Origin of the sequence: Aestuariibius violaceus (assembly GCF_040779325.2) — a bacterium.
GTDB classification, from domain to species: Bacteria; Pseudomonadota; Alphaproteobacteria; order Rhodobacterales; family Rhodobacteraceae; genus Aestuariibius; species Aestuariibius violaceus.
In genome coordinates this window covers 603,220-615,895 of sequence record NZ_JBFONT020000002.1, presented here as the reverse complement: position 1 = coordinate 615,895, position 12,676 = coordinate 603,220, and the positions used below count along the sequence as shown (strand labels likewise).

General features: G+C 66.8%; 12 protein-coding genes. 3 read left to right on the top strand and 9 right to left on the bottom strand.

Annotated elements, in window-relative coordinates; genetic code table 11:
- Window positions 1–163: 163 nt before the first annotated feature.
- From pdxA to lptF, 5 genes are read right to left on the bottom strand one after another with little or no spacing between them, the layout of a single operon-like run.
- Window positions 164–1,141 (bottom strand): 4-hydroxythreonine-4-phosphate dehydrogenase PdxA, encoded by a 978-nt coding sequence (pdxA, locus tag AADZ90_RS10255; RefSeq protein WP_367309901.1) that lies wholly within the window; start codon window positions 1,139–1,141, stop codon window positions 164–166.
- Window positions 1,138–2,322 (bottom strand): peptidylprolyl isomerase, encoded by a 1,185-nt coding sequence (locus AADZ90_RS10250; RefSeq protein WP_367309900.1) that lies wholly within the window; start codon window positions 2,320–2,322, stop codon window positions 1,138–1,140. Before AADZ90_RS10250 ends, pdxA begins: the two co-directional genes overlap by 4 nt.
- A 13-nt stretch (window positions 2,323–2,335) precedes the next feature.
- Window positions 2,336–4,435: an LPS-assembly protein LptD gene (locus AADZ90_RS10245; RefSeq protein ID WP_367309899.1), complete on the bottom strand. Its 2,100-nt coding sequence runs from the start codon at window positions 4,433–4,435 to the stop codon at window positions 2,336–2,338.
- Window positions 4,435–5,532 carry an LPS export ABC transporter permease LptG gene (gene lptG / locus AADZ90_RS10240; RefSeq protein WP_367309898.1) on the bottom strand — a complete coding sequence of 366 codons (1,098 nt, stop codon included), beginning with the start codon at window positions 5,530–5,532 and terminating at the stop codon, window positions 4,435–4,437. Before lptG ends, AADZ90_RS10245 begins: the two co-directional genes overlap by 1 nt.
- A complete protein-coding gene (gene lptF, locus AADZ90_RS10235) occupies window positions 5,529–6,650 on the bottom strand; it encodes an LPS export ABC transporter permease LptF (RefSeq protein WP_367309897.1) in 1,122 nt (373 codons plus the stop codon). The genes lptG and lptF overlap by 4 nt, the downstream gene beginning before the upstream one ends.
- A gap of 136 nt (window positions 6,651–6,786) precedes the next feature.
- On the opposite strand from lptF, the gene AADZ90_RS10230 reads away from it, so the two are divergent.
- Complete coding sequence (locus tag AADZ90_RS10230; protein WP_367309896.1) at window positions 6,787–8,247, top strand: leucyl aminopeptidase; 1,461 nt, start codon at window positions 6,787–6,789, stop codon at window positions 8,245–8,247.
- A 1-nt stretch (window position 8,248) separates the two neighbouring features.
- Window positions 8,249–8,698 carry a DNA polymerase III subunit chi gene (locus AADZ90_RS10225; RefSeq protein WP_367309895.1) on the top strand — a complete coding sequence of 150 codons (450 nt, stop codon included), beginning with the start codon at window positions 8,249–8,251 and terminating at the stop codon, window positions 8,696–8,698.
- Between the two features lie 90 nt (window positions 8,699–8,788).
- Here AADZ90_RS10225 and AADZ90_RS10220 read toward each other — a convergent pair whose 3' ends face one another.
- The 4 genes from AADZ90_RS10220 to AADZ90_RS10205 are packed head-to-tail and all read right to left on the bottom strand — an operon-like array spanning window position 8,789 to window position 11,273.
- A complete protein-coding gene (locus tag AADZ90_RS10220) occupies window positions 8,789–9,019 on the bottom strand; it encodes an N-(5'-phosphoribosyl)anthranilate isomerase (RefSeq protein ID WP_411996993.1) in 231 nt (76 codons plus the stop codon).
- Window positions 9,020–9,053: 34 nt separating this feature from the next.
- Window positions 9,054–10,034, bottom strand: a complete 981-nt coding sequence (locus tag AADZ90_RS10215) for a methyltetrahydrofolate cobalamin methyltransferase (RefSeq protein WP_367309893.1) — start codon at window positions 10,032–10,034, stop codon at window positions 9,054–9,056.
- Complete coding sequence (locus tag AADZ90_RS10210; RefSeq protein WP_367309892.1) at window positions 10,031–10,954, bottom strand: methylenetetrahydrofolate reductase; 924 nt, start codon at window positions 10,952–10,954, stop codon at window positions 10,031–10,033. The genes AADZ90_RS10215 and AADZ90_RS10210 overlap by 4 nt, the downstream gene beginning before the upstream one ends.
- Window positions 10,955–10,964: 10 nt before the next feature.
- The gene (locus tag AADZ90_RS10205; RefSeq protein WP_367309891.1) at window positions 10,965–11,273 is read right to left on the bottom strand and encodes a virulence factor; all 309 of its coding nucleotides are present in this window, start codon (window positions 11,271–11,273) and stop codon (window positions 10,965–10,967) included.
- Between the two features lie 238 nt (window positions 11,274–11,511).
- Here AADZ90_RS10205 and AADZ90_RS10200 point away from each other — a divergent pair, with 238 nt between their 5' ends.
- Window positions 11,512–12,624 carry a Ppx/GppA phosphatase family protein gene (locus tag AADZ90_RS10200; RefSeq protein ID WP_367309890.1) on the top strand — a complete coding sequence of 371 codons (1,113 nt, stop codon included), beginning with the start codon at window positions 11,512–11,514 and terminating at the stop codon, window positions 12,622–12,624.
- The last annotated feature ends 52 nt before the right edge of the window (window positions 12,625–12,676 follow it).

Sequence of the window (12,676 nt, the reverse complement as noted above, 5' to 3'; positions counted from 1 at the left end):
GCCAGCGGCGAAGACAGGAGCCTCCGGCGGGGATACTTATCAGGCAAAGACTGATGAGAGGGCCCTTCTTCCCCACGCGCAGCGTCGGATTGAAGCAACATTAGGGCGAACCTGCCCCTCGCCGGAGCAGCCTCACATCCCCGCTTCATCTGGCCAGAAATACTCATTCCCCGGCCTCCGCCTGACGCGCCATGCGATCTGCCAGGCGCAGCGCCGCGATCATCGAGGTCGGGTCGGCAACGCCTTTCCCGGCGATGTCATAGGCCGTGCCGTGATCGGGCGAGGTGCGGATGAACGGCAAGCCAAGCGTCACGTTCACCCCGCCCGCGAAGTCGATCGTCTTGATCGGGATCAGTGCCTGGTCGTGATACATGCAGATCGCCGCATCGTAGCCCGCCCGCGCCCGGTCGTGAAACATCGTGTCGGCGGAGAGCGGGCCGGAGAGGTCAAAGCCATCGGTGCGGAGCCGGTCGAGAAGGGGCGCGATCCAGTCCATCTCCTCGGTCCCGATGCGGCCGCCTTCGCCCGCATGGGGGTTCAGACCGGCAACCGCGATCCGGGGGGCGGGAATGCCGAAGCGGTCGCGCAGGGCATCGCGGGTGATGCGGATCGTGGCGGCCAGACCGTCCGTCGTCAGCGCCGCCGGAACCTCTGCCAGCGGAATATGGATCGTCGCGGGCACCACGCGCAGCGCCTCGCAGGCCAGCATCATCACGACCTGGTCGGCCCCGGCGAGATGGGCCAGGAATTCCGTGTGCCCGGGAAAGGCGAAATCCGCCCCGTCGGCCAGCGCCTTCTTGTGGATCGGCGCGGTCACCAGCGCCGAGGCCGCCCCGTCCTGCACCAGATCCACCCCGCGTGTGATCGCGGCGATCACCCCCTGCGCGTTGGCGGGATCGGGATGGCCCGGCTCCGCCATCGCCGCGAAAGGCTGGGCCAGGACCGGCAGCGCCTCGACTGCAACGGCGAGCGCCAGCGCCGGGTCCTCGACGATCTGGAACGGCGTGCCTATGGGTAAATGCCTTGGATCGCCGATCCAGAGAAAGGGCAGCGCTGCCCCAAGCGACGCCCAGGCCTTCGCCGCGATCTCGGGCCCGATGCCGGACGGGTCGCCGCAGCTGACGGCGAGCGGTGCGGTCATCGCTCGACGATCGTCGCGTCCGCTCTCAACTCCGCCAGAAGCGCCTCGGCAAACCCGCCCAGGCGGCGGGAGACAAGCTGGTTGCGGATCGCCTCCCGGTCGATCTCCTCGCCGTCCTCCAGCACCGGCGTCCGGCCGCACAGCATGACAAGGCGCGATCCGTTCGCGGCGGGCAGCAGAGTCACCTCGCCCGGGTCGAGACGCGGCAGGACCAGCGCGACCTCGGTCGGGATCTGATCAGGCGGCAATGTATCGCGATAAAGCTGCTCTTCGCTCGCATTGCGGAAGATCCCGTAGAGGTCGTCGCAGGTATCCGCCCGGGCCGAGATGCGCGCCGCATCCTCGGCGCTGGCAACTCCAACCACCGCGAAGTCGATCGCGCCGAATTGCGGGGCAGGGGGCGCGACCTCTTCGATATCGCGCAGCTGGAACAGGGCGACGCCGTTCTGGATCGGGATCGGGTCGCTGACCTCACCGCGGTTCAGGCCCAGCACGATGTTCTGCACGACGGGCGGCAGGTCGGTCAGCGGCTGCCAGGGCAGACGGCCGCCATTGGCCCGCGACGGCAGGGCGGAAACGCGCCGCGCCGCGGCCGAGAACGCCTCGACCGAGGTCAGCTCGCTGATCCGTTCGGCCTCCCGCTGGGCGGCGGCGGCCCGCGGCGGCGGGGCGGCGATGATGATCTCCGAGACGAGCACCCGGATCGAGGCACGTCCGCCGGTCGAGCCAGCCGCGGCATCCTCGATCTCGTCGTCGTCCACCTGCGCTTCGTTGCGGAACCGGCCCCGGATGTATTCCCGCCAGGCCAGCCCGGCGGTGGTGAAATCGCGCAAGGTGCCGATCTCGACCCCTGCAGAGTTCAGAAGCTGGGTGAACTGATCCAGCGTCAGGTTCGCGCGGCCCGCGAAATCGGCCATGCCCTGCTCGACCGCATCGGGCGGCAGTTCGATCCCCACGCGGCGGGTCTCCTGCAGCTGCAGCTTTTCCTCGATCAGCTGCTCGCGGGCCAGATCGGCCGGGTTACCCGGCGCGCGCACGAGTTCCAGGAACCGGCGGCGCTGGTCCAGCTCGTAGGCCGTGATCACGTCATCATTGACGATGATCGCAGGCGAGAACTGCGACTGCGCCGAAACGGTAACCCCGCCGAAGCAGAGGAGGGCGGCAAGAAGGATGTGACGCATCCGAAACCCTTTGTCAGTTGCGGCAACGCCCCGCGGGGCCGCTGCCCGACCGGCCCGCGGAAAAGCCGCGCAAGCCGACCGAAATGTCGAAATCTGTGGTCGGATCGACCGTATCGGAGCTTGTGTAGCGGCGCGAGACCGAAAGGTCGACCTCGACGCATTCATTGCGCCACCCGACCTTTACGCCTGCCTCGACCGGTTCGTCCGCCCGCAGGTCGTAGCGGGCATTGGCGGACACATCCCACCGTTCCGAGATGCGGTAATCGGCATCGACCGCCCATTCCGAGGCGGGGTCGTCCCGATCCACCGCCGGGTCGGCGGCCAGCCAGATCTGGCTGGCCGAGAGGCCCCAGGCGCCGATCTCGGCGTCGAGACGTGTTTCGGAGGAACTCAGCTCTCCCTCGTCGTCCACGAGCGTCCGGTTGGCGAGGCGCAGCCCGTCGAACAGATCGACCTGGCCCGAGATCAGCCAGTCCGACCGCTGGCCGCCCAGCCCCGACGTGCGCGAGAAATCCGCCTCTTCCGCGCGGTAGATGCGCCCGAAAGTGAGGGTCGACGACCAACCCGCCGGATCGTACCGCGTCCAGGTCACGCCAAGGTTCAGCCGCAGCCCGTCCTCCCGCGCATCGCCGCCCGGCAGGCGGTCGAGCGAAAAGAGGTTCGCCTCGTCGAATTCAGGCCGCGTGCCGTCCTCGTTCGGCAGATCCTCGTCCCCGGTATCGGACCACGCCAGTTGCAGCGCCGGTTCCAGAATCTCCGTCGCGCCGGAGGGACGCGTGCGCATCAGCGGATAGCGCAGCGTGACGGCGGCGACCGGCGTCAGTCGGAGGGCATCCTCCTCGACCGCATCGTCCTGGGTGATGCGGAAGCCGTCCGCATAAAGCGCCGCGTCGCCTTCGACCGACAGGCCCGAGCGCAGGATGCGCCGCCCGTGATACTGTATGGCGCCGCCAAGCCGCGCGATATCGCGTCCGGCGATGCCGTCCTCGTCGGAGGAGCGGTAGACGGTACGCCCTGTGATCTCGGCCCTCAATTCCGATCCGAAGCCCAGCGGCAGCCGCTGCAGAAGCGCCAGGTCCCCGATCAGGTTCGGCTCGTCCGCATCCCCGTCATCGTCGTCGCGCAGATATTCCAGGTTGCTCAGCGACCCCGATGCGAAGAGGAACCGTTCGACCCGGGTCAGCTCGACAAAGCTCTCGATCCGGTCGGCCCCCGTCACCCCGTAATCCAGCAGATAGCCATTGTCCGACACCGTGATGATGTCGAAGACCAGCTCGGTCTTCGGCGCGATCTGAAAGACCCCCTGCGCCTCGACATAGCCGCGCAGGTCGCCGGGCCGGATGTCGTCCGACGACCCGGAGCCGGTGATCGTCAGATCGCCGGACCGGAACGCCTGGCGATAGCGGAATTCCAGCGTCCGGGTCCCCGGCGCCAGATAGGGCGTCAACGTGATGTCGCGCGACGGGCCGAGCGGGATGAAATAGGGCAGCTTCAACCCGGTTCCAAGCTGGTTTGTCGATCGGATCTCTGGCGCGAGAAACCCGCGCGACCGCTCCAGCGTCGGATCGGGCAGGCGCATCCGCGGGATCCAGAAGACCGGCACGCCGCGGATCAGGAACTGCGCGTTGTCGAAATAGATCTGCCGCTCGGCCTCGTCGTGGATCACCCGCTCGGCCCGGATCGACCAGAGCGGCTGCCGGTCCCCGCAGACCGCGCAGGAGGTGGCGCTGGTCTTGTAAAGCTGGGTGTAGCGGCCATCGACCCGGTCGATCCGGTTGGCCGAAAGCTGCAGCTGACGGTCCAGCACCAGCCGTGCGCCGCGCAGTAGCGCATTCGACAGGGTCGGCTCGATTACGCCGCTTTCGGCGGCCAGGATCGTGCCGTCCGGGCCGGTGATCAGCACGGGGCCCGTCAGCGTCAGCCGGTCCGTCGGCTGGTCGTAGATGACCCGTGTGGCGGTCAGCCGGGTGCCGTCATAAAAGACCTCGACATTGCCCTCGGCAATCAGCCGCTCCTCCCCCTCGATGAAGACCCGGTCCGCGACGAGCGTCGCCACGCCCTGGGCCGAGGCAAGCGTGGGCAGCAGCAGGAAAAGCGCCAGCAAAAGCCGCATCACCCGTCCTCGAGATGCAGAAGCAGGCCAAGCGCAAGACAGATCGCGGCAGAAGGCGGGATCCAGGCGGCGATGATTGCCGGAATCTGGCCGTTCTCGCCCAAGATCTGCGCGAAGTTCCGCAGGAAATAGAGCCCGAAGCCCAGCATCACCGCGATCAGCACCGCGATCCCTGTCCTCCCGCCGCGCTGATGACGCATCGTCAGCCCCGCCGCAACCAGCAGCATCGAGACGAGGAAGGCGGGCAGGGCCAGCTCCATCTGGAACCAGACGAGATGCCGCCGGGACGAGAACCCCGCACGCTCGAGCTGCTCGATAAACGCAGGCAAGTCCCAGATCGGGATCGAGGACGGCGTACCCAGCCGGTCGCGGATCTGATCGCGCGTCAGGGTCGAGGGCAGGGTGAGCCTGTCGTGCCGCGTCGCCGCCGCCTCGGGGTTCTCGATCGTTCCCAGAGGCCACGCCTTGACGTCTTCCAGCGCCCATTCGCCGGGGCGCAGCTCGGCCCGCGCCGCCTCCAGCCGCCGCGTCGGCCCGGACCCCTCTCCGAAGACGATGAACGACGCGCGCGCCAGCCGCGTCCCGTCGAGCGACGCGCTCTCGGCGCGGATCACCGTCTGCTGGTCGCCATCCCCCTGGCGGAGCCACAGCCCTTCTTCCGACAGGGCCAGCGTCGATGTGCCGCCGCGTTCGATATCAGCTTCGCGCCGCTCGTATTCCTGCTGGGTGCCCGCCACGATCGGGTTCAGCACCGCCACAGAGGCCGCGCCGATCATAAAGGCGACGATCGTCGGCGCAACAAGGCTGCGCAGGGCGGACCGGCCCGCGGCACGGGTCACCACCATCTCGGACGACCGGGCGAGCGACAGGAACAGGGCGATCGTCGCCAGGACCGTGATCAGCGGCAGGATCCGGTACACGCCTTCGGGCGTATTCAGAAGCGTCAGGCCGACGATCCGCCCGAACCCCACGCCTTCGCCCGCAAACTTGCCCAGCTGCTCGATCAGGTCGAGGAAGGCGATCATCAGGAAAAAGACGGCAAAGACCCCGGCGAAGGTGCGCGCGAACCGCTTGGCAAAGTAGAGATGCAGGATCATGCCGCGGCCCTTCCCCGGGGAAAGAGGCCGGGACGCTCGACCTTCAGCAATTGCAGCACGGCGATGAGGCAGCCGACCAGGAACGGCAGATAGATCAGCGGCCAGATCGCCGGTGTCGCCTCGACCGCGCCGAGGATGGCGCTTTCCAGCGCCTTCACCGCGATCAGAAGGAAGATGGCAATGACGATGTGACGCCAGATCCCGAACCGTGAAAATCCTCCGGCAAGCAGGGTCGAAAACCCGATCAGCGCCGCGACCAGCGACAATCCCGCCTCGAGCACACGGATATGACCGGTCCGGCGCAGTTCCTCTGCCGTATCGCGCGTCAGCGCCTGCGTCTCCGGCGTCGCCGCGAACAGGTCCCACGTCGAGATCTCGCGCGTGCTGCGCCGGGTCCGCTCGGACGTCGTCATGAATTCCCCGAGGTTGTAGGTGAAATCCTCAAACCGCGTGGTGAAAAGCCGCTGGTCCGCACTCTCGAGCGTCTGCGCCAGCCCGGACAGCATGACCAGTTGCGGACCCTCCTCGCCGCGCACCAGAAACGCACGCTCTGCGGTATAGATCGTCGACTGATCAGGCTCCCGCGTGTCCGACAGGAAGACATCGTTCAATGTCCCGTCCGGGGCGATCTCACGGATATAGACGGTGATGCCGTTCGCCGGTGACAGGAACTCCCCCTCGACCAGCAGGCGCGCGGTCAGGTTTTCGGCGATCTGCGCCTCCCGGTCGTTCAGCTGGGCCAGCGACAGCGGCGTCAGGACATGGACCAGCACGCTCATCAGGAACGTCACGGTCAGGCCGAAGACCAGAACCGGCCGGGCCAGGCGGAAGGCGCCGTGGCCTGTCGCCTGCAGCACCGCCAGCTCGCTTTCCGACGACATCCGGTTGGTGACGTAGACCGACGCCGCGAAGGCCGAAATCGGCAGGACCAGCCGGATCACGTTCGGCAGCGACAAAGCGGTGAATTCAAGGAAAACGCCGGCCGATTGTCCGTCGGCGATCAGCTGGTCGAACAGCAGCACGGCCCGGTTCACCCAGTAGACCAGCACCAGGATCAAACTGAAGAACCCGAACAGGATCATCAGCTGGGCATAGACGTAGCGGTCGATACGGGCCAAAGGCGGGGCTCTGCTCGGGATCTGTTTGGGCTCTTGGCTAGCCGATTTGCGCGCCATGGTGAACCGCTATTGCGGACCGGCGCGGCAAGCGGCTAATCGGGACGGACGGATGATGTCCACTCCACAGGAGCCTCCCATGACCGATCGCGCCCCCTTCCAACTGCTTGAGACAGACCTTGACGGATTGGAGGCGCGCGCCGGCCGGATAGCGGTTCTGATGGGCACCGATGGGGCGTTGTCGCCCAGTGCCCGCCGCATCGACAGCAAGATGAAGGGCGCGCTCAAGCGGCTCGCCGACAGCAAATCCTTCGAGAAGATGAAAGAGGGCGACGCCACGACCCTGTCCTTTCCGCAGGGTCTGGAAGCGGAGGCGGTGATCGTCGCGAAACTCGACCCCAAGGCCGATCGCGACGCCGCGCGCAAGGCTGGCGCCTCCATCGCAGCCTCCCGCGGGGATGCGGCACTTCTGGTTCTCGCCCATGCGCTGAAACAGGGGGAAGACCTGGCACTTGGCCTGATGCTGCGCGACTACGAATTCAAGGCCCGCAAGTCCGATCAGGGCGAGCCCCGGCCCGAGATGATCCTGATGCATTCCCGCCCCGAAACCGTCGACCTCACCCGGGCCGGGGCCCTGGCCGACGGCATCTTCCTGACCCGCGATCTTGTCAACGAACCGGCCAACGTCCTGACGACCACCGATTTCGCCTCCCGGATCGAAGCGATGTCCGACGACGGCCTCAAGATCGAGATCATCGAAGAGGACCGGCTGCGCGAACTTGGCATGAACCTGCTCCTCAGCGTCGGGCAGGGCTCTGCCGCGCCGTCCAAGGTCGGCGTAATCCGGTGGGAGAACGGCGGCGACGCCAAGCCCCTCGTCCTGGTCGGCAAGGGCGTCGTCTTCGACACCGGCGGGATCAGCCTGAAGCCCGCGCAGGGCATGGAAGACATGACCATGGACATGGGCGGTGCCGGCACCGTCGTCGGCGTGATGAAGGCGCTGGCAGGCCGCAAGGCCAAGGCGAATGTCGTGGGGCTGGTCGGGCTGGTCGAAAACATGCCGTCCGGCACCGCGACCCGTCCCGGTGACGTGGTGACCTCGATGAAGGGCGACACCGTCGAGATCATCAACACCGATGCCGAAGGTCGCCTCGTTCTGGCCGATGTCATGTGGTACGCGCAGGACCGGTTCGAACCCGCCGCGATGATCGACCTCGCCACGCTGACCGGTGCGATCATCATCGGGCTGGGCCACGAAAAGGCGGGCATCTTCGCCAATGACGACGATCTGGCGGGCGCCTTTCTCAAGGCGGCGGAAACCGAAGGCGAGGGCGCCTGGCGCATGCCGCTTGGCAAAGCCTACGATGATCAGCTGAAAAGCCGGATCGCCGACATGAAGAACGTGGGCGGCCGCCCGGCCGGTTCGATCACCGCAGCCCAGTTCCTCCAGCGGTTCGTCAAAGACGACACGCCCTGGATGCATATCGACATCGCGGGCGTGGCCAGCCGCAGCGACGGCACCGTGCTTGCGCCGAAGGGGGCAAGCGGCTGGGGCGTGCTCGCGCTCGACCGGCTGATCGCGGACCGGTTCGAGGCGTGAGGTGGGCGCAGCCTACTTCTATCACCTGACGCGCCAGCCGGTCGAAGCCGCGCTGCCGCAACTGGTCGAACGGGCGCTGGCGGCGGGCTGGCGGGTGGCGGTCCGCGCGCCGGAAGAGGCGCTCAGCGGCCTCGACGACGCGCTGTGGCGCGGGCCCGATGATGGCTTTCTCGCCCACGGCATTGCTGGTGGTCCGCACGATGCCGACCAGCCGGTGCTGCTGACCGCGGGCGACGCGTCGGCCAACGGCGCGCGCTGCCTGATGGGGGTGGGCGGCACGGAGATCACGGCCGACGACTGCGCCGGGATGGAGCGGGTCTGTATCCTTTTCGACGGCACCGACGGCGCCGCGCTGGAACGCGCCCGCACGCAATGGCGCGGCCTCACCGAAGCGGGGGTCGAAGCGCAATACTGGTCGCAGGAAAGCGGCCGGTGGGAGCGTAAACGGTAGGGCGGCCCAAATTCTTCTAGAAGAATTTGCAAGTGCAGAATTTTCTAGAAAATTCTGTCTTCTCAAAACCTTCTAGAAGGTTTTGTTCCCTCAATAAATGATGCGCAGCGGTGTCCCCGAGCAACTGATGACAAGGTCGGTGCCGCAATCGACCATGTGGAACCCGCGCCTGCGCACCTCAAGCTCGAGTCGATCCAGCCCGACCTCGCGCAGCACATCCGCCTTGCGCCGCCGGACGGCGCCGCCCCGCAGCGCCGACTGACTGCAAAAGATCTGATCGAGCCAATCCTGCCCGACCGGCTTGCGCGTGAGGTTCTTCATGCCCCCGGCATAGCGCGCCCTGGTTAGCGCTTCCTTAAGCCCGCCTGCGCCGCCGCCCATCCCGCCGCGTGCCCCCCGCAGAGGCCGCCTGCGCCGCCTCGGGAAACGGTACCCCTTCGCCCACCTTGTCGAGAACCCGGGAAAAGCCGATCCAGGACGCACCGCCCGGATCGCGATTCATTAGGTAGTTGGCTGCGTTCACCGCCTCCATCTCAACCGACCGCACCGGGTTCATGATCGCGCTGGTCATCCCGGCCCCGATCGCCATCGACAGGAAGGCGGAATTGATCCCGTGCCGATGCGGCAGCCCGAACGAGATGTTAGACGCGCCGCAGGTCGTGTTGACCTCCAGCTCTTCCCGCAGCTGCTTGACCAGCGCAAAGACCTGCCGTCCGGCCGTTCCCATCGCGCCCACGGGCATCACCAGCGGATCGACCACGATGTCATGCGCTGGGATCCCGAAATCCGCCGCCCGCTCGACGATCTTCTTGGCCACCGCGAACCGAACCTCGGGATCCTCGCTGATCCCTTCGTCGTCGTTCGAGATCGCGACGACGGGCACATTGTATTTCTTGACCAGCGGTAGGATCTTCTCCAGCCGCTCCTCCTCGCCCGTCACGGAGTTCAGCAGCGGCCGCCCTTCGCAAGCCTCAAGACCGGCTTCCAAGGCGGCAGGCACGCTTGAGTCGATGCAGAGCGGCACATCGACCGTCTTCTGCACCAGCGCGATCAGATCCCGCATCAGCGGCGGCTCGACAAAGTTGTTGTCCGCATAGCGCGGATCCTCGGCCATCTTGTTCTTGAAGACGGCCCCGGAATTCACGTCGAGTACCATCGCGCCGCAGGCCACCTGCTCCAGCGCGTCCCGTTCGACCGTCGAGAAATCGCCCACCTCCAGCTCCGCCGCCAGCTTCTTGCGTCCGGTCGGATTGATCCGCTCGCCGATGACGCAGAACGGCTCGTCAAAGCCGATCACGGCGGTTTTGGATTTGGACTCGACGATCGTTCTGGTCATGGGCTGCTCGCTTTTTGGGGCGCGGCACCATGTGCGGCCGCCCAGTCAGTGCTGGCGCGGATGCCGCCCAGCGGAAAAAGGTGAAGGTTCGTGATCGCGAAATCCGGATGGGCCTGCCGGTGGGCGGCCAGGGCCGCCACGAAATCCGTCGGCTCATACGGCGTCAGCAGCTTCGTCACGTCCGCCGCCCGCCGCTGCAGAACCGACAGGGACGGGCCCACGCCGCAGGCGATGGCGAACTTGATCAGCGTCTGCAGCTTGGCGGGCCCCGCCACGCCGATATGGACGGGCAGGGCGATCCCGGCCTCGCGCAGACCCTCGGCCCATTGGATCACCGGGCCGGGTTCGAAGCAGAACTGGGTGGTGATCGCCATTTCGGCATCGGTGCGCTCGGAAAAGCCCTGCTTCCAGCGCAAAGCTTCCGAGACGTTGTGCAGCCCGCCATCGGGGTCGATATCCTTGTTCCCCTCCGGGTGGCCCGCCACATGCAGCCGCTTGAAACCCGCCTTGTCGAAGAGGCCGCTGTCCAGAAGCTGCATCGAGTTGTCGAATTCCCCGATCGCGCCGCCGATCCCGCCCGCCAGCACCAGTGCCTGATCCACTCCGGCCTCGCCCTGATAGCGCGCGATCCAGTCGGCCAGCGTCGCCCGGTCGGGGATGATCCGCGCCGGGAAATGCGGCATCACGGGAAAGCCTTCGCCCGCGATCCGTGCGGCGGTCGCGACCATTTCCTCGATCGGGGTGCCTTCCAGATGGGCGATGTAGACGCGGGTGCCGACCGGCAGGATCTCGGCGAAGCTCTCGACCTTGGCTGCCGTCCGGGGCATGACCTCGATCGAGTAGCCCTGAACGAACGCGGCCACCACGTCCGGGGCAGGGGCAGGCACCGCCGCCGTCTTGCGAAACTTCAGGAAACTCATCAGCCGCACCTCACTCTGCCGCGTGCTCCCAGCCGCCTGCCTCGATCAGGGCGCGCAACCGGTCCTTATCGTAAGCCGCCTCGATCCGCGCCGCGGCGGCTGCGGCGGCATCGTCCCCCGCACCCTCCTCGGGCGCACCGGGCGCCTTTCGCCATTCGGAAAGGTAATCGTCCGTTCCCGCGGCCCCGCTTTTCATCGCGGCCCGGTCGATTGCCTGCTCGAACCGTTCGGACAGCTGCACTTTCGCGCCGCGCCGACCGCCGCCAGCAATCACCTGCGCCGGGATGTCGCGCCAGTAGACCACGGTGATATCGGTCATGATTCTCCTTCTCCGTCCGTCCTGTCTACGCGTGCGTCCGGCTGCTGCATGGTCCGATTTCGACGCGGCGCCGTCGCAGAGCGACCTGCGCCTCCCCAGATGCCATCCCCCCTTGCCCGCGTCCACGGACCCGCAGATGAAATCTCCGCATGACGATCGTGAATCCGGCCATCGCGGCGCTTGATCGGGGACCAACCCTCACCTAGTGTTAAGACAACTCGAATTGGAGGGCGTGAAGATGGCGCCCAGGCGTCCCGACGGTGCGGGCGCATTCCCGAAGGCGGTCGAAAGCCCCGCGCCGCAGAAACCAGACCCTAACGCGCTTTACGCTGCGTTAGATCTCGGCACGAACAGTTGCCGCATGCTGATCGCACAGCCGAAGGGCAGCCAGTTCCACGTCATCGACAGCTTTTCCAAGAACGTCCAGCTTGGTGTCGGGCTGGAAGGGTCGAACCGGCTGAGCCGCAATTCGATGAACCGCACGATCAGCGCGATGCGGATCTGCCGCCAGAAGATCAACCGCCACAAGGTGGGCCGGATGCGGTTGGTGGCGACCGAGGCCTGCCGCCGCGCGCTTAACGCCGACCAGTTCGTCAACCAGGTCAGGCGCGAGACGGGCCTGCCGCTTGAGATCATCGTGCCGGAGGAGGAGGCGCGGCTTGCCGTTATCTCCTGCGCGCCGCTCGTCTCGACCAAGACAGAGCAACTCCTGGTCGTCGATATCGGCGGCGGCTCGACCGAGCTTGTCTGGATCGACCTCACCAAGGTGCCCCGCGCCGACCGGCCGCGTGCGATCATGCGGCTGCATTCCGGGTTCCGCCAAGATCCCGGGCCGTTCCCGGCGGCCAAGGTGGTCGACTGGATCTCCGTACCGCTCGGGGTCGCCACGCTCCGCGACCAGTTCTCGGATGTCGAGGACGACACGGCCCGTTTCGCGCTGATGAGCTGGTATTTCGAGGAAAAGCTGGCCGATTTCGCCCCCTATGCCGACGAACCCGTGCGCGAGGGGTTCCAGATCATCGGCACCTCGGGCACCGTCACCACGGTCGCCGCCTCTCACCTGGGCCTGCGCCGCTATGACCGCACGAAGGTCGACGGGCTGCGCATGACGTCCGACCAGATCGACGCGGTGATCTCGAACTACCTCGCCCTCGGCCCCGCCGGCCGCCGCGCCGACCCCCGGATCGGCCGCGACCGCCAGGCGCTGATCATGTCCGGCGCCGCAATCCTGCAGGCGCTCATGCGCCTCTGGCCGACCGACCGCCTGTCGGTTGCCGACCGCGGCCTGCGCGAAGGGTTGCTCTACGCCCAGATGTCCGCGGATGGCGTTTTGGAAGACGGGCCCTATTGACGGTCTCGGCCTCTCTCAAATGCATTTATAGAAGGCCCTTTTCTTAGAGACT

What these genes read in the sequence shown, in the direction of transcription:
- pdxA (WP_367309901.1), bottom strand. Translation starts at nt 1,141, where the DNA reads ATGACCGCACCGCTCGCCGTCAGCTGCGGCGACCCGTCCGGCATCGGG.
- AADZ90_RS10250 (WP_367309900.1), bottom strand. Translation starts at nt 2,322, where the DNA reads ATGCGTCACATCCTTCTTGCCGCCCTCCTCTGCTTCGGCGGGGTTACC.
- AADZ90_RS10245 (WP_367309899.1), bottom strand. Translation starts at nt 4,435, where the DNA reads ATGCGGCTTTTGCTGGCGCTTTTCCTGCTGCTGCCCACGCTTGCCTCG.
- lptG (WP_367309898.1), bottom strand. Translation starts at nt 5,532, where the DNA reads ATGATCCTGCATCTCTACTTTGCCAAGCGGTTCGCGCGCACCTTCGCC.
- AADZ90_RS10230 (WP_367309896.1), top strand. Translation starts at nt 6,787, where the DNA reads ATGACCGATCGCGCCCCCTTCCAACTGCTTGAGACAGACCTTGACGGA.
- AADZ90_RS10220 (WP_411996993.1), bottom strand. Translation starts at nt 9,019, where the DNA reads ATGAAGAACCTCACGCGCAAGCCGGTCGGGCAGGATTGGCTCGATCAG.
- AADZ90_RS10215 (WP_367309893.1), bottom strand. Translation starts at nt 10,034, where the DNA reads ATGACCAGAACGATCGTCGAGTCCAAATCCAAAACCGCCGTGATCGGC.
- AADZ90_RS10210 (WP_367309892.1), bottom strand. Translation starts at nt 10,954, where the DNA reads ATGAGTTTCCTGAAGTTTCGCAAGACGGCGGCGGTGCCTGCCCCTGCC.
- AADZ90_RS10205 (WP_367309891.1), bottom strand. Translation starts at nt 11,273, where the DNA reads ATGACCGATATCACCGTGGTCTACTGGCGCGACATCCCGGCGCAGGTG.
- AADZ90_RS10200 (WP_367309890.1), top strand. Translation starts at nt 11,512, where the DNA reads ATGGCGCCCAGGCGTCCCGACGGTGCGGGCGCATTCCCGAAGGCGGTC.